General features: G+C 71.3%; 11 protein-coding genes and 3 pseudogenes. 5 read left to right on the top strand and 9 right to left on the bottom strand.

The genetic code is table 11. The features are described 5' to 3' along the window. The first annotated feature begins 109 nt into the window (after nucleotides 1-109). Complete coding sequence (gene sigJ / locus ACH34R_RS37395; RefSeq protein ID WP_397566320.1) at nucleotides 110-997, top strand: RNA polymerase sigma factor SigJ; 888 nt, start codon at nucleotides 110-112, stop codon at nucleotides 995-997. 51 nt (nucleotides 998-1,048) lie between these two features. On the opposite strand, the pseudogene ACH34R_RS37400 reads toward sigJ, so the two are convergent. After that, nucleotides 1,049-2,299: pseudogene (locus ACH34R_RS37400) on the bottom strand (DUF3500 domain-containing protein). Between the two features lie 98 nt (nucleotides 2,300-2,397). Then, nucleotides 2,398-3,045 carry an NAD(P)-dependent oxidoreductase gene (locus tag ACH34R_RS37405; protein ID WP_397566321.1) on the bottom strand — a complete coding sequence of 216 codons (648 nt, stop codon included), beginning with the start codon at nucleotides 3,043-3,045 and terminating at the stop codon, nucleotides 2,398-2,400. Nucleotides 3,046-3,133: 88 nt separating this feature from the next. On the opposite strand from ACH34R_RS37405, the gene ACH34R_RS37410 reads away from it, so the two are divergent. The 3 genes from ACH34R_RS37410 (at nucleotide 3,134) to ACH34R_RS37420 (ending at nucleotide 4,032) form a co-directional block, all read left to right on the top strand. Beyond that, nucleotides 3,134-3,550, top strand: a complete 417-nt coding sequence (locus ACH34R_RS37410; RefSeq protein WP_397566322.1) for a winged helix-turn-helix transcriptional regulator — start codon at nucleotides 3,134-3,136, stop codon at nucleotides 3,548-3,550. A 110-nt stretch (nucleotides 3,551-3,660) separates the two neighbouring features. Further along, nucleotides 3,661-3,840: a hypothetical protein gene (locus ACH34R_RS37415; RefSeq protein ID WP_397566323.1), complete on the top strand. Its 180-nt coding sequence runs from the start codon at nucleotides 3,661-3,663 to the stop codon at nucleotides 3,838-3,840. A gap of 27 nt (nucleotides 3,841-3,867) precedes the next feature. Then, on the top strand, nucleotides 3,868-4,032 hold the full coding sequence (locus ACH34R_RS37420) for a hypothetical protein (RefSeq protein WP_397566324.1): 165 nt from the start codon (nucleotides 3,868-3,870) through the stop codon (nucleotides 4,030-4,032). Nucleotides 4,033-4,072: 40 nt separating this feature from the next. On the opposite strand, the gene ACH34R_RS37425 is transcribed toward ACH34R_RS37420, so the two are convergent. The 7 genes and pseudogenes from ACH34R_RS37425 to ACH34R_RS37455 all read right to left on the bottom strand — a co-directional run. After that, nucleotides 4,073-10,345, bottom strand: a complete 6,273-nt coding sequence (locus ACH34R_RS37425; RefSeq protein ID WP_397566325.1) for a trypsin-like peptidase domain-containing protein — start codon at nucleotides 10,343-10,345, stop codon at nucleotides 4,073-4,075. A gap of 1 nt (nucleotide 10,346) precedes the next feature. Then, on the bottom strand, nucleotides 10,347-10,655 hold the full coding sequence (locus ACH34R_RS37430; RefSeq protein WP_397566326.1) for a CU044_2847 family protein: 309 nt from the start codon (nucleotides 10,653-10,655) through the stop codon (nucleotides 10,347-10,349). Between the two features lie 122 nt (nucleotides 10,656-10,777). Further along, complete coding sequence (locus ACH34R_RS37435) at nucleotides 10,778-11,467, bottom strand: TetR/AcrR family transcriptional regulator (RefSeq protein ID WP_397566327.1); 690 nt, start codon at nucleotides 11,465-11,467, stop codon at nucleotides 10,778-10,780. Nucleotides 11,468-11,508: 41 nt separating this feature from the next. Continuing rightward, nucleotides 11,509-13,092 (bottom strand): FAD-dependent monooxygenase, encoded by a 1,584-nt coding sequence (locus ACH34R_RS37440; protein WP_397566328.1) that lies wholly within the window; start codon nucleotides 13,090-13,092, stop codon nucleotides 11,509-11,511. Between the two features lie 223 nt (nucleotides 13,093-13,315). Further along, nucleotides 13,316-13,585, bottom strand: a pseudogene (locus tag ACH34R_RS37445) (hypothetical protein); the annotation flags it as partial. A gap of 102 nt (nucleotides 13,586-13,687) precedes the next feature. After that, entirely contained in the window at nucleotides 13,688-13,882 is a 195-nt protein-coding gene (locus ACH34R_RS37450) for a hypothetical protein (RefSeq protein ID WP_397566369.1), read from the bottom strand. A 217-nt stretch (nucleotides 13,883-14,099) separates the two neighbouring features. Then, nucleotides 14,100-14,525 (bottom strand): annotated as a pseudogene (locus ACH34R_RS37455) (helical backbone metal receptor); the annotation flags it as partial. A 23-nt stretch (nucleotides 14,526-14,548) separates the two neighbouring features. Here ACH34R_RS37455 and ACH34R_RS37460 point away from each other — a divergent pair. Next, entirely contained in the window at nucleotides 14,549-15,526 is a 978-nt protein-coding gene (locus ACH34R_RS37460; protein ID WP_397566329.1) for an L-threonylcarbamoyladenylate synthase, read from the top strand. Nucleotides 15,527-16,129: the final 603 nt, after the last annotated feature.

Below are 16,129 nucleotides of genomic sequence, written 5' to 3' on the forward strand. Positions count from 1 at the left end.
GGCATGACGGATGGTCCGGGGGAGAGGTGACCGGGTGCGTGCGCCGTCACCTTTCGCTGGTTCGATGCGTCACCGGTACAACGTTTTGCCGTTGGAGAGGAACGCGACCATGACGCCCCAGGATTTTCTGGCCGACCGGTTCCAGGGGCACCGTCCCCATCTGAAGGCGGTCGCCTACCGCATGCTCGGCTCGCTGAGCGAGGCCGAGGACGCGGTTCAGGAGGCATGGCTGCGGCTGGCGCGTTCGGAGGCGGGCGACATCGAAAATCTCGGTGGCTGGCTGACCACCGTGGTCGGCCGGGTGTGCTTGGACATGCTCCGCGCCCGCAGGTCCCGGCGCGAGGAGCCGCTGGAGGAACGCCTGCCCGACCCGGTGATCAGCCGTGCGAATGCCGTCGACCCGGAGCAGGAAGTGCTGCTGGCCGACTCGGTGGGCCTGGCGCTGCTGGTCGTGCTGGAGTCCCTGACCCCGGCCGAACGGCTCGCGTTCGTGCTCCATGACATGTTCGGCCTGCCGTTCGACCAGATCGCGCCCATCGTGGACCGCACCCCCGCGGCAGCCAAGAAGCTCGCCAGCCGCGCCCGCCGGCGCGTGCGCGGCGCCGCCCCGAACCCCGACCCCGACCTGGCCGATCAGCGCCGAGTGGTGGAGGCGTTCCTGGCCGCCGCGCGCGGCGGCGACTTCGAGGCGCTGGTGTCCATTCTCGACCCCGGCGTGGTACTGCGCGCCGACGGCGGGACGCTCACCGGCGGCCTGAAGGTGCTCCGCGGCGTCACGGCCGTGGCCGGACAGCTCGCCACCTTCGAGCGCATGGCCACCAGCGCCGCCACCCGCCCGGCGCTCGTCAACGGCCTCGCCGGCCTGGTCAACACCATCGACGACCGGCTCATCTCCGTCATGAGCTTCACCATCTCCGACGGCAAGATCGCCACAATCGACATCTTGTCCGACCCCGACCGGCTGGCCCGGCTCGACCTCACCAGCCTGGAGCCGTGAAACCTGACCCCGGTCCGGTGCTCACCGCCGAACGTCCGCGAGAACATCCCCTCACGACGGGAAACCGGGCTGCCGGACGCCGATCGCTCCTCTGCGTCGCTGTGGATGGTGACGGGCGAGGTGCCGGCGCAGCAGGTCGCGTCCGTAGTCGCCGCCGTTGGGGGTGCGCACGATGGTGTGGACATGGAACGGTTCGGGCTGGTCGTTGTCGAGGAAGACGCCTTGCTGACAGTCGTATTCGATCAGGACGACGGGGCTGTGGATGCGGTAGTAGAAGGCGTCATCGTCGCCGCTCCCGCCGATCCAGGCGATGTGCGTTTCGTCGAGATGCCGCTCGATGCCTTCCATGAACGCGGCGGCGGGACCGTCCGGGAGTCGCCGCGCGTAGGTCTGCACCAGGTGGAGCAGCGACTCCCGTTGCCCATGGGAGAGCCCGCCGGCCGGTAGCCCCGCGTAGGGGATGACCCGATTGTCCTGGGCGGCGCCGCCCAGGAGCCTGCCGTTGACGGGGTCGGCGAGTTCGGCGGGCAGGTCCTGCATCCGCATCGATGTGTGGAGAACGGCCTGACGTGCCTGTTCAGGGCGCAAGCTGCGCCGCAGGTCGAGTCCGGCCGTCCGCTGCTCGACGAGCAGCCGCAGGCCCTTGTGGGTACCGCGGTCGGCCTCGGTGGGCTCGGCGCCGATGAAGGCCGGGGTGAGGACCATCTGCCGGCCGATGATGAAGCAGTGCACGTCGAGGTGGTGGCCCCACAGTTGCCATCCCCACGGCTCCGTTGCCGAGGGGGTGCCGAACAGTGCGATGGAGTAACCGTATTCGGTGAGGGTGTCGCGCTACCGGCCGATCAGCTCGCCGAGCGCGGCGTTGAGTTTCATCGCCGTCCGAGCGTCGGAGAAGCCGGTGGCGGATAAGGACGCCTCCAGGATCGCGAGCGCACGGTCGCGCTGCCCGGGCTCAAGGTCCGTAAGGCGCAGGCCGTGCGGATCCCAGTTCGGAAAGGCATTGATCCACATACGCCATTCGTCCGCGTCGATGGCGAACAGGACGTCTTCGCGCTGCGCGGGAGTGAGGGAGTCGAGGAAGGCGGTCGCCGCCTTACTCGCGGCTCGGGATTCCAGCCGGTGTCCTGGAGGGCGAACAGATCGGGTACGACGTGCCCGTCCGTCGTGACGCCGACCAGCGGCTCCTTCGCCCTCTGGACCACGGGCGGGAAGAACTCCTGCACCACCGCCTGGAGATTCGGGGGCAAGGCCGCGAGATCCACCCGGGAGTCCTGGATCGGCAGCCCGAGGACGGGTCCGAATCCCCGGTAATCCGTCTTTTCATATCCATCGTCCATGATGGAACGTGCCCTTCTTGCGCTTGGGCGCCGGACGGCGAACCGAATCTCGCTGGGATCACCTCAGTGGGCGAGGTTGACCTGTGCCCTGTGGTGGTCGCCCTTCTCGATCAGATCGACGAACCCGAGGGCGTAGTCCGCGGCGGAGATCGCACCGCCGTCCTCGGGCTGGACCGCGACGTCGCCGCCGAGCCGGTAACGGCCGAGTCGTTCGCCGGGCATATGCGCGCCGAACCTGAGCGCCGGGCTGACAAAGACCCAGCCGAGGGTCGCGGGTGTGGCCGGGAGGTCCTCGATGATGAGCGCCGCCCCGGCGAGGATCTCGTCGTGGAGCTCTGCGGGGACGTGGCCGAGGTCGGTGACGAAGCGATCCGCCCCGGGCGCCGGGCGCAGCGACGAGGCGCCGCCGACGATGTACAGGGTCGCGCCCGCGGCATCGGCCAGACGCGCGATGGTGCGGTAGACGTCGCGGAAGCTGCCGGCCAGCGGGCCGCGTGGGGCGAGTGCGCCCACTACGACGTCCGCGCCCTCGATGAGGGCTCGGAGCGTTGTTTCGTCGGTGGCGTCGCCTTGGACATAGGTCACGTCCGGGACCGGCGCGTCGGGGAACGAGCGGCTCAGCGCGGTGACCTGGTGACCCCGGGCAGCGGCCTCGGCGACGATGGCCGAACCGGCATAGCCGGTGCCGCCGATGACGGTGATACGAGACACGAGGTGCCTTTCTGGGAGACGGGTGGCGTCGGGCGACGCACTGCGATTACCGTATGAGAGCAACTCTCCAGTGGGAAGAAGGCACTTTGTGGTAACCACCCCGGCCGAGTCGGCGCTCCACGGCAGCCCTTACCGTGCGGACTGCCCGACCCGCCGCATCCTGGATCGCATCGGCGACCGTTGGACGGTGCTCATCGTGGGCGCCCTCTGGGACGGCAGCGCCCGCTTCTCGGAGCTGCGCCGACGCATCGAGGGCGTCTCGCAGAAGATGCTCACCCAGACTCTCCGCGGGCTCGAACGGGACGGGCTCGTGCGCCGCACCGTCTACCCCGAAGTCCCGGCCCGCGTCGAGTACACGCTCACCGAGGCGGGCCGCACCCTGCGCGAGCCGCTGCGCGCACTACAGGAATGGGCGATCGCGCACCTCGGCGACGTGTCGGCGTCGCAGGAAGCCTACGACCACGCGAATCGACCTGCTCCTGACTCTGCGGACCGCGACGAGTGACCTGCGACATCGGCGCTGCTCACTGCTGACAGTCACGCCTCGCCCATGGTCTTCATCATGGAGCGCGGCTTTCCGGGGCTTCGGGCGGTACGGCGTGGACGAGTCGCACCGTGTGTCGGCCGCCGATCAGCGTGGCCGCGGTGTGCGCCGAGCGCGCCGGCACCCGGCGTTCGCTGCGGCTCACCGACGGCGTCACGCTCGACCTCGACCCCGACGACCGAGCCGACCACGACAGGCCCCTACAGGTCCGGCCCGGCCCGCGAGCACTGGACAGGGATCGTCAGACATGATCACCAGCCGTTCGGCATACGACGCCGGTGGGCGGACGCCACCCCTGCAACGACGACCCGATCGCGTGTCTGACGCTGCGGTCGCGCGCCCGTACCAGCGATGAGATCGGCATCGTCGGCCATGGCCCCGCCGGTTCGATCCTGGTTGCCGGTACCGCCGATCTGCGTCACCAGTGGGACCGGCGCGGGTGAGTGCGCATCAGAGCGCAGTCCGCAGGTCCGGGGCGGCCGACTAGTCTTCCGGCGCCGGCCGAGGGCGGAGTTCCTTGACGCGGCCGGTGGAATTGACGATTCGGCCGAGTGCGTCGGCGGCGGCGAAGCGGCCGTCGGAGTCGGTGCCGGGATCGACGGCGAGTTCACGCAGGATCTCGATGGCGGCGTGGGTGTGCTGGTATCCGAGGCCGGCGAGCGATTCGGCGATCTTGGTCCTGGCGTCATGGTCGATCGACGGGTCGATCGCCGACCGGTGGAGGGCCCCGGCGGCGGCGAGGCGATGAGTCGCGTCAAGGGCGGCGAGCGAGATGTGCGTGGCGGCCACGTGGACGGGATCGGCTTCTTCGAGCAGGTCCTTCAATACGAGGGTGGCCTCGGTGCGGTGTTCGTCGTCGAGGTCGGCCAAGGCCTCGGCCGCCGCCCTGCGGTACTTCGGCGTGGCGGTCGTGTCACGGGCGAGCCGGGCGAGCTGCTGGGCCGCTCCCGGCCAGTTCCGTTCTCCGATATCGGCGATCTCCAGGGCGGCCAGCGTTCGATCCGCCGCGTCAAGTGACGGATCCTCCGCCATCTCCTCAAGAACGCGGAGAGCGCCGCGTCGCCGTTCGCCTCCGAACCGAGCCAGCCGGCGTACGGCGTCGCGGCGGTCGGCCGGTGGCGTCGAACCGTCCGCCGCCACAAGACGCAGCGACTCGGTGGCCTGGCCGACCCATGCGAGACCGAGCTCGGTCAGGTCGTTGCCCGCCCTGCGACGCTCGACGGCCGCGACACGCCCGTCGGTGGAGATCGCACGCAGGGCCTCCGCCGCCCGCTCCGCCGCGGACGGGCCGAACCGTGCCAGCGTCATGGCCGCATACCGCCGCTGCGCAGGGGAGATGTCCGGATCTTCGGCGATCATCTCGATCAGGCCGGCGGAACGGGCCCGGCAACCGGGATCCAGTTCGGCCGCCGCGAGCGCGGCCTCGGCCCGCTCCCAGGGATCGGCGGACGTCTCCTCGGCGAGCACGGCGAGTCGCCGCGCCGCCTGGGCGCGATGGCCCGGGCCGAGCCTGGCGAGCAGGTCGGCCGCCTGGCGTCGCTCCCACGGGCGCAGGCGAGCGTCGTCGGTGAGGTCGCCGAGCAGGCGCCCGCCTCGTTCGCGCAGCGCGGGGTTGAGCCGGAGCAGGGCCTCCACGGCCTGCAAGCGGTCCCACCCGCGGGCAGAGCAGTCGGTGGCCAGCGTCGCAAGGCCCTCGGCGGCATGGTGATCGGACAACTGCTCCAGGCAGGTGAGCGCGGCGGCGGCAAGAGCGCGATGCAGCCGCCCGGCCTTGGTGTCGGCCGTCAAGCGGGTCAGGACGCCGGCCGCTGCCTCGCGAGCACGTGGGCCCAGCTCCATCAGCGCCTCAGCGGACCACAGACGGTTCCAGTCGTCGGCGTCGTCCCCAAGATCGCGCAGTACGGCCAGGGCGCGATCGAGGAGACCGGGCCCGAGGCGGGCGAGGGACGTTGCGGCGCGGCGCCGGGTGAACGGGTCGATTCCGGCGGCGGTGCACAGGGCGAGCAGGGCGCGTCCGGGCGGCTCGTGATCCGGCGACCCGAGCTGCGCGGCCGGTTCGGCGGCATCGAGGCGGTCCTCGGGATGCAGGGACGGCAGGGCGGAGGCGCGCGCGAGCGCGTCGGAAGCCATGCTCTGCTGCTCCGGGCCGAAGCCGGCCAGAGCCATCGCGGCGTCGCGGCGGAACCACGAAGACACCTCGGCCGTGGTCACCCACGCGGCCATCGTCCTCGCGGCCTGGTCGCGGTGACCTCTGCCCGCCGCCGCCACATGCTGGGCCGCGCCAAGAAGGGCAGACGTGTCTTCGCTCGGAGGCGGCGCCGGAGTCGTGATGATCTGGGTCAGTTCCTCGATCGCATGCTCGCGGGCCTCGGGGTCGTAGCGCCACAGCGACACCAGCGTGCGTGCTCTGCCGGCTCGGCCTTCCGGTTGCCTGCCCAGCTCGTGAAGCTGCTCCACGGCGATGGCGCGGTGATGGCCGCCGAGGTCGGCGAGGCGCTCGGCGGCGGTGCGGCGAAGCGGGGCGGAGCGCTCGGGGTCGGCGGCCAGCCCGCGCAGCAGGGCGGCGAAGCGGTCATGCTGGGCGTCACCGAGAGCGGCGACGACCTCTGCCAAGCGGCGGGACTCGAAATCACGCGTCGTATGCGCGGCGTCATCGGCGATCACCTCGAAGACGCGCTCATCATCGGCGCCGATCGTGATCAGTTGCTGCGCGCATCCTGCTCTTGTGTAGGTGCCGATGGCGCTCCCCATCAGGGCGGTCAAGATCTCGGCGGCGCGCGGGATGTGGTCGTCGCCCCATTCGATCAGGGAGTCGATGATGCTCGCGCGGTCCTGGCTTTTGATCCCGGGGCCAAGGCAGGTGGCGGTGGCCTCGCCGGCGGCGGCGTCCCGGTCGGCCGGATCGAACCAGCCCAGCGCCTCCAACGCCTGCCATCGGGTGAAAGGGGCGGTCAGCGGGTCGGCAGCGACGGCGTCAAGGGCCGCTCGCCGCGATTCGTCCTCCGGCCCCAGGTATGCCAGGTGCATGGCGGCGGTCAGCCGGTTCCGGGGGGCGACGGTGGGATCGGTGGCTACCCGCCCGAGCGATTCGGCGATCTGCTCACTATGCTCCCCGGCCAGGTCGGCCACCGTCTGGATGGCCGTCCCACGGATGTCGGTGAGCGGGTCGGCGACGACCTGAACCAGCGCGTCGATCGCTTTCGCCCGGTACCGCGGTCCCAGCTCCAGCAGCGCCTCGGCGGCCTGCAGCCGGGCGGACGGCTCGGTGCCGGGATGCCGGGCGATGGCCTGGACGACCAGGGACGCCAGCGGGCTCGCCTCAGGCTGGAGCGTCGCCATGACGCGGGCGGCGGTGATGCGGTCCGGCTGGGCGGAGAAGGAGTCGTGCAGCAGGTCACCCATCAGCGCGAGCACGCTCATACGGTGTTCGGGGCCGAGTTTGGCCAGTTCAAGGGCCGCCAGGCCGCGCAGGGACGGGGCCACCGCAGGCATGGCGGCGATGTCGCCGAGCGCTTCGGCGGCATGTGACCGGTGGCCGGCACCCATCTGGGCCAGCATCTGCGCGGCCTCGAAGCGATCGTCTGCCGAGAGCACAGGGTCCGCCGAGAGTCGCCGCAGGGCGTCCGCGGCACGATCGCGATGGCCCGGCCCGAGCTCGATCAGCTTCTCCGCCGCTTCGAGGTTGTAGCCCTGTGAGCGTTGCGTGACAATGCTCGAATACAGCGCGCTCGCGACGCGGTCGTGGAACCGCTCTCCCAGGTTCGACAGGTGCATGACGCTGATGAAGCTGCGACTGTCGTGGTGGCGAGGATCGGCGATGAGCGATTCCAGCACATCTGCCGCGATCGCCCGATGTTCGGCACCGAGGTCGGCCAGCGCCTGAGCGGCTTCCGCTCTGTCCCAGAAAGAGTTCGCCGGATCGACGGCGATGTCGCGCAGGACGGCCGCCGCCTCCCCGCGGCAGGCCGGGTCGATCTTGGCTCGCGCGGTCCAGATCTCCAACCGCGCGGTCGCCATCAGCCGGGAGCTCGCCGCCATCCGGGCGAGGATCTCGTTCGCCTGCCTTCGGTGGTCGCCGCCGAGTTTGGCCAGTTCCACCGCGGCGTGGCAACGGCTGTCGACATGGGCCGACGCCTCCTCGGCCATGCGCCGCAGCGCGGCGCCCGCGCGCAGGCGGCCGGCGTCGTCGATCTTGGCGAGCTCCCTGGCCCGGTCGAGCCGCTTCCAGAGGTCCTGCGACGTGTTGTCGGCCATGTGTTGCAGCGCGTCGGCGGCCCGGACGCGGTGGTCGCCGCCGAGGTTCGCCAGCTCGATCGCCGCGTCCTGACGCACGTCATCCTCGCCGTGCAAGCGGTTCGCCAGGTCCGCGAGTGCTTCGGCGGCTCGGGTGCGGTGTGGTTCGCCGTACTTCGCCAGGACGGTGGCCGCGGCGATGCGCACATCTGGCGCGCCGTTGTCCGTCGCCAGGCTGGTGAGCAGCGACAGGACGTCCTGGCGAGCGATCTCCGAACGCTCCCGGAGCAGGTCGATCATCACCACCTTGGCCGCCGGGGCGACATCGGGGTGACTCAGCAACCGCTCCAGCCAGGCGCGCACGTCTTGGTGCCGGATCAGACCGGCCATCGGCTGGAGATCGGGCTTTCCGCCAGTGAGGAGCCGGTCCGTGATCCAGGCCAGGTACGCCCTGCGTTGGCCCTCGCCGCACGGCACACCCTGGGCGATCAGCTTTCCGGCGAGCTCCATGTCGTCGCGAGTGCCGCCCTGCAGATGGTCGAGTACGGCGCCGTCGTGGCCGGAACGGTGCAGGTGGTGGACCAGCACCCGGCCGGCCTTCTCCTCACCGAGCCGGAACCGGATGAGGAGGTCCTCCCATTCCTGGTCGCCCGGGTGGAACGGCGGAAGCGCCTTCGCGTCGGCGTTGGCCGCGAGGTGCTCGGCGAACGTCTGATGGATGAACTCCAGACGCGTGCCCACACGGCGGATGATCCCCGTCTGGACGAGCCACTCCTCGATCTCCTGCTCCCAGCCCCCCGGTGACGGCATCTCCTCGGCCAGCATCTCGCGGGCGACCGCAGGCAGCGGGCGCTCCGTCGAGGTGTAGGCGACGGCCAGCCGTTCCATCAGGTTCGCGCGGCGCTCCTCCAGCCGGTGCGCGAGCGCGCCGTCATCCGGCAGCGCGGCGGCTCTCGCCTCGCGGCGGGCCTCGGCGAAGCGCTCGATGCATTCCTCGTACAGCTCGTAGCGGCTGGCCGGGAGCGAGCGGCGGGACTCGAAGACCAGAGCCGCGACCGTGGCGAGCAGCGGCACGTTGAGGATGCTGTCCAGCCCGGCCAGGCGCACCTGCTCAAGGAACTCCTGCGCGGCCCGGTCGCCCGCCGGCGTGCCGCCGGGGTCGAACCAGTTACGGGCGAACTTGGTCAGGGCCTCCTCATCGAAGGGCTGTAGCTCGTACAGGCCGATGCGAGCGCCGCGCAGCCGCTCCACCTCGCCGGGCGGCAGCGGCCGGGTGGTGATGACGAGCCGCGCCGGAGCGTCGGGGTCGGCCATCTGGTCGGCCAGCGCGTACAGCAGCGTCTCCCGATCCGACTGATCGGGCACCTCGTCGAGTGCGTCTACGACCACCAGCCAGCGCAGCCCGTCCACCGGCCTGGTGAAGCGGGCGGCGTTCAGCGGGCCGCCCGCCAGTCTGCCGTACTCCTCGGCCACCGCGGTCGCGAGCGCATCGGCCCAGCTCAGGTTCATGTGAAAGGCCAGCCGCCGGGCCGGGATCACGACCGGGACCAGAGCGTCGGCGGCCGGAGCACGAGACAGCAGACCTTCGGCGAGCCGGCCGGCCAGGGTGTTGCCCAAAGTGGTCTTGCCCAGGCCCGCCGCGCCTTCCAGGACCAGGTGGTCGTGCTGGCCGAAGATCTGCTCGAACGGCTGCGCCAGGCCCGACACCCGCAGGTCCTCCACCGACGGAGGGCCGTCGTCGGGGGTGCCGTCCTCGCGCATCCTGCGGGTCTCCTCCAGGGCCGCCGCGCTCTGCCGCACGTAGACCGTGGACAGGGCACGCCTGCCGCGCGGACCGGACGGCTTGTAGGGCAGTTCGTCGGTCACCTGGCGGACCCGGCGCAGCAGTGCGGCCAGCTCCGATGGGAGCGCCGCGGCTCGCAGGCCGGGCCAGTGGGCGTCGATCTCGCCGAGGGGCAGCATCCACGCTACTTTCGCGGTTTCCTCGACATCCTCGGCCACCACGATGCCCAGCACGTGACCGGTGCGTTCGTCCTCGACCGGTGTGCCGCTGAAGCCGTGCTCGATCCTGCGTCCGGTGACGCGGATGGCGTCCAGTTGAATCCACTCCGCGCCGCCGCGGTCGCCGACCTCGTAGCCGGTCGCCCAGACGCCGAGGTCCATCCCGGGCGGGTAGCCGTACGCGCGGATCGGCGTGCCACGCTGGACGTCCCGGCTCAGCGAGGCGGGGGAGGCATCGCGCGGCGGCGGGGACAGCAGGCGCAGCACGGCGACGTCGCCGCGTTCCCCCGTGGTGATCGGGAACCAGCCGTCGTCGGTGACCTTCGCCTCGATCACGCCTTGCCCGGCGAACGCGGCGAAGTCGACCTCCACCGTCTCCGCCGGGTGCTCGGATGCGCGCGCGTGCCTGCGCAGGGCGTCGTTCACCACATGGGCGCAGGTCACGATGTGCCGGTCATCGACCAGGACGCCCGCGCCGCACGGCCGCTCGCCCCGGCGGACGCGGACCAGCCAGGGCCGCATCTCACGCCTCCGGGTGCTGCTGCCAGGTCAGTTTGACGGTGAGGTGCCCTTCGGCGGTGGTCTTGGCGATCACCGCGCCCGCCTCGGCGTTGAGGCGTACCCCGAACTCGATCTCGATCCCGTCGGGACGGGCCTTGCGGAAGGTGTCGAGGGCGGTCTCGGCGGCCTCCTGGATGGGCTGGAGCGCGGTTTGGAACGTGTCCATGGCCGCGTCGATCATCTCACCGGATCGCGACGCCCGCCGTACGCCCGCGTCCTGCTCGGACACCTCCACGATCAGACGGCCTCCGCTGGGCAGAGGCACGCGCATCAGCTCACTCACGGCGATCCCATCCGAACGTGGAGCGATTCCTCCGGGTTGGACATCGAATCGTAGCCTGCGCACGCGCCTGGCATCCTCCACACGCTCAAGTGGTGTGAGCGTGGGCAGGGTCAGTCGCCCACGGGCGTGTGGGCGATGCCGTTGATGAGCATCCGGAAATGCCACGACAGGCGCTGCTGCGGGGTGCCGTCGAGAAGTTGGGCGGCCAGGGCGTGCAGGTGCGGGTGGGCTCGTTCGTCGGCTCCGTGCAGGGCCTCGCTCAGCGCGTCCCACTCCTGGTCGGCGTGCGGCGCCTGCGCGCGCGCCGATGTTTCGGCCGCGGTGGCGGTGGCCGCCTGCAGCAGCGCGTCCACGCCCCAGGCCGCCTGCGCCGGTGGCACCCCGCCCTCGTCGAGCAGCGACAGCAGCCGCTCCAGCAGCTTCAGGTAGTGCTCGCCGCTGGGCCGGGCGGCCAGGGCGGCTCGGGCCAGTTCCGGATGCGCGAACAGCACCAAGGTGTAGGAGGTGAGCACTCCTACCAGCCGTTCGTGCCAGTCGCGGCCGTGGGCGGCGGCGTCCAGATCGACCTCGCCGAGCAGTTCGTCCAGCATGGCGGCGTGCAGCTCGTCGGTGTTGGCCACGTAGACGTACAGCGAGGCGGGGCCGGTGTCCAGCTCCTTCGCCAGCCGCCGCATGGTCACCTTCGCCGGCCCTTCGGCGCGCAGGATGGACACGGCCGTGGCCACGATTCCCTGGCGGGTCAGGGCCGGCTTGGCGGGGCGCTCGCGGCGGCTGATCGGGGTTTTGGAGCGTGGCGGCATGGATCACAGCGTAACGAACGCGTTCGTCGCCAGCCTTTCGATCAGCCCTCTCCCGAGCTTTGCCCGGCCCCGGTCAGGTGGCCGAGCGCCGCTGTCAACGCGTGGGCGCGGTCGGCGGGGGCGTCGGTGGTGCGCCAGGCGATGTATCCGTCGGGGCGGACCAGTGTGGCGCCGGTGGCGGTGATGCCGTAGGCGGCCGGGAAGGCGTCCGGCTTCACCGGCTTCGCGTCGGTGCCGATGCCCACGAAGGTGATCGGGACGCCCAGGCGTCGCCCGGTATCGCCGGCGGCGATGGCCCAGCGGTCGTCCTCCGACAGCAGCACCCAGTCGCGCTGGAACAGGTCCAGGATGGACTGCTCTCCCTCTCCGCCGCCGGCGAGGACGGGCAGGTGCGGCGCCCGGGTGCCGGGCTGCCCGGCCCATTCGTCGGGACGCCGTGCCGGCGGCAGATCCGGCCCGGCGCCGAGGATCGCGGCCGAGCGGTAGAGCTGCCCGAGTTCGAGGGCGACGTCGTCGAGGACCGGTACGTCCGGCTTCGGCGTCTTCAGATGGGCCTTGTAGTCGGCGCGGGCGAAGAGCTGCTCGTGCCGCAGTGTCGCGATCGGGCGGCGTTCGGCGTCATAGGTGTCCAGCAGTGCCGGCGCCGCCTGCCCGGACAGGACCGCGGCGAGTTTCCAGGCCAGGTTGTGCGCGTCGTCGATGCCGGTGTTGGCGCCGAACCCGCCGCGGTTGGGCGGCAACTGGTGGGCGGCGTCGCCGGTCAGGAACACCCGGCCGGAGGAGAAGCGGTCGGCGATCAGGGCCGCCAGTTCCCAGCGGCCGGTGGTGATCGGTTCGATGGGGACGTCGGTGCGTCCGATCGCCTTGCGTACCAGGTCCCGCTGCTCGTCCTCGTCGCGGCCGACGTCGTCGCCGAGCATGAGGACCCAGCGGCCGTCGGAGTAGGTGGTGAGGAACGCCCGGAAGTCCGGCTGCTCGATCTCGAACTGGACGACGCCGTGCTCCAGATACTCATCGAGAGGAGCGCGGAACAGGATGCTGCGCTGTGTCGAGAGCAGCCCCTCGCCCGTACGGCCGATGCCCAAAGCCGTGCGAATCCCGCTGGCCGCGCCGTCGGCCGCCACCATGTATCGGGCGCGCACGCCGTACTCCTGGCCGTTGTCGCGGTGCCGCAGCACTGCGCTCACCCCGTCGTCGTCCTGGGTGAAGCCGGCCAGCTCGGTGCTCGGCCGGATGTCGGCGCCCAGTTCGAGGGCTCGCCGCCGCAGGATGGGTTCGAGCCGGTCCTGGGGAATGGCCGTCGCCCGAACCGGCGAGGACTCGATGCCGGGCGGTGCGCTGCCCGGTGTCCAGGCGTACTCCTCGAACCAGGCGCCCGCCAGGCTTTCCACCCGGGCACGCCGTGGTGGTCTCGATCCGTGCGGGGATTCGGGCACCTCGATGCCGGCGGCCCGGAACAGTTCGAGGGTGCGGGTGGTGTACCCGATCGCGCGGGGGTGTGGCGAGCTGCCCGGGTGCCTTTCCACCACAACGGCAGGTACGCCCCGCCAGGCGAGGAACACCGCCGCGGACAGGCCGACGAGACTGCCGCCCACGATGAGGATCGGTACCGATTCTGTGGTCATGACACGTCCTCCTGCATAGGTTCGATAACACGATCGTAGCGAACATGTTCGCTACGATCGCGTTCGCCCTCACATCAGCCCGATTCGGGCCGGTCAACGTGAGGTGCTGGTCGGCCGCATCGTCATCGTCGACGCGGCCCTTGAGCAGCGACAATCGGTCAGTGAGGGAGGCGTGACCGCGAAGGGCTTGAACCTGGGCGACGTCGGCGCCGCCTTCGCGTAGGCGGGTGGCGTAGGTGTGACGCGGCCGATGCGGTCGAAGCCCAGGCAGGCCGGCTGCCTGGCCGATGGACAGGATGACCTGGACGATTCCGGAGATGGTGAGTGGGCCGCGCTGCCCGGTCCACAGCGGACCGGGGTGGCGTCCGCGGATGTCGAGCCAGGCGGAGATGCGGGTGCGAGCGATCGGTGGGATCGGGGCGGTGCGGACCTGATCGCCCTTACCGTGCAGGCGGATCGTGCCGGTGCGGGCGGTGATCGCGATGTCGTCGATGTCGAGGCGGGCGCATTCCTCTTCTCACGCCCCGGTCGTAGAGCAGCACGGCCGTGATGGCGGCGTCACGCACGCCACGCCGCCCGGCGAGGCCGCGACGAGTCAGATCATGCGTCGTAGGGCGATCTCGACGGCGTCGCTCAGGGGGTCGCCTTCGGAGCGCGGGTGGCGGGCGAGGCCGAGCTCGACGTCGGGGAGGGCGGGCAGGGCGGCGGTGTGGTGGCAGGTCATGGCCGGTTCGAGGTTGGCGGGCATGAGGGCGGCGACGCCGAGTCCGGCTCGTACCGCGGCCAGCACGCCGAGCAGGTTGACGACAAGGCGGTTCCATGGGCGGGCCGCATCGTCCAGCCGGGCCGCGCGCGGTGAGCGGCAGGCGATGTGAGGATCCCGTCCGGGGACTCCGGCGCCTCATCGACGGTCCGGGTGACGGGCGTCCGCACCGGAAGGTCCGAAGGTCCGTTCGCCGCAGCGCGTCCAGGCCGGCTTCATGGTTCTCCTCGAAGTTGGCGAACACGACGTCGGGACGCAGTGTGACGATGCGATTCAGCTCAGGGCTCTTCGTGCCGCGCACGCGCCGGACGTCGAGATCGGCGGCGTGGGAGCACCGGTCGGTCGCGCCGGCGAGCAGACCGGGCGAGGTCGCCGCCATGGCATCGGTCAGCGAGGGGACCAGAGACACGACGCGGCGCACACGCCGGGGGAGGGGCGCCGCATGGCCGAGATCGTCGTTCTCCACGCCCCCATCCTGACGCGACCACCCGCACAGCACAGACCGGCAGGCCATGCGTGGGCATGCGCGCGCGCCAGGCAGGGACACAAGGCACCTTGATCGCCACAGTCGTCCTGTCGCTGTCGGCCCACAGGGACAACCGTCCGCACCACGCGCACGTCGGCGACAGCGCGTTCGGCCGGGTGCGATGAGACCACGGATGTGCGGCATGGAACAGTGAGAGGATTGCGAGGGTGACGGCAACGACCAGTGACATCGACAAGGCGGCCGGTGTGCTGCGCGCCGGAGGCCTGGTGGCCTTCCCGACCGAAACCGTCTACGGCCTGGGCGCCGACGCCGAGGACCCTACCGCGGTCACGCGCATCTTCCAGGTCAAGGGGCGCCCGCCCACCCACCCGCTGATCGTCCACATCGGCGGTGTGGAGCACCTGAGCGACTGGGCCGAAGACGTGCCCGCGACGGCGCGGCTGCTCGCCGGACGCTTCTGGCCGGGGCCGCTGACTCTGGTGGTGCGGCGCGGCCACCGCGTGCCCCTTGAGACGACGGGCGGCCTGGAGACGATGGCCGTACGCGTCCCCGGCCACCCCGTCGCGCTCGCGCTGCTGTCGGCGTTCGGTGGCGGTGTCGCGGCCCCGTCGGCCAACCGCTTCGGCTCGGTCAGCCCCACCACGGCCGGCCACGTCCGCGCGGAGCTCGGTGAGGCCGTCGACTTCGTGCTGGACGGCGGTCCCTGCGAGGTCGGCGTCGAATCGACCATCGTCGATGTGACGGGTGATGTGCCGAGCGTACTTCGGCCTGGCGGGGTGACCCGCGAAGATCTCCAGGCGGTGCTGGGGCGCCCGCTCGCGGTCCACTCGGCGAGCCGGGTCCGGGTACCCGGCCGGCACCCGTCGCACTATGCGCCGCGTGCCCGGGTCGTCCTGGCCGAGCCGCAGAGGGTCATCGCCGAAGCGGAGCGCGCGCAGGACCTCGGGCACCAGGTGGGCGTCCTCGTGCCGCAGCCCTTCGCCGGTGCCGCGGTGAAGGCGCACGCCGTGGTGATGGTCCCCGGCTCGATGGCCGCTTACGCGCGCCGGCTGTACGGGTTCCTGCGCGAGTTCGACGGGCAGGGGTGTGACCTCATCGTCGCGTCCTTGCCGGTGGAGGAGGGGCTGGGACTCGCGATCGCCAACCGGCTCCGCCGCGCCGCAGGCCCCCGTCCCGCCGAGTGACCGGCCCCCGCCCCGTTCGGCGAGCGCGCGCTCGTGCGCGCAGCCAGCCCTCAGCTTCAGGCGATGGTCGCGTACAGCGTGTAGTCCCGGCGGCGGGGCGATGAACAGTCCCCTGCGCCGCTGCGCAGGCCGGGGTTCAGGGGAGCGGGGTCCGCCGCTTGAGCCGGGAGATGGCCGCAGGGTGGCATAGAGGGCGGGACCGGCCATGCAAGGGTGTCTGACCTCGGCGCACGCCGGGACCATCTGGGCGGCACTGGCGCGATGAAGAATCGGTGCGGCCATTCCAGCGGCCACTCCTGGCTACGCCTGCCATGCCTGGCCGTTCCGGCAGGGATGAGGTCGGCGTTGATCTAGGAGTCGGCCTCGATCGTTACGCGGATGCTGACGTACTCCCACACGCTGTGCCGGCGCAGCACACGGTGCGGCGGTGCGCCGGTGCGCCGATCCGAGCAAGGGCCCCCGCGATGCGCCCATCCGCTCGAAACCGGCACCAGCCAACTGCGCGTAGAGTATCGCCCGGCCGGCTGCGCAAACCAAGATCGCCCTGCTGGCCTGCATGTTTCGTCCCTACGGTATTCGTGTCAGGGCTGTTGTTCGCACCCG

The sequence above is a fragment of the Spongiactinospora sp. 9N601 genome (assembly GCF_044326295.1).
Classification (GTDB): Bacteria; Actinomycetota; Actinomycetes; order Streptosporangiales; family Streptosporangiaceae; genus Spongiactinospora; species Spongiactinospora gelatinilytica.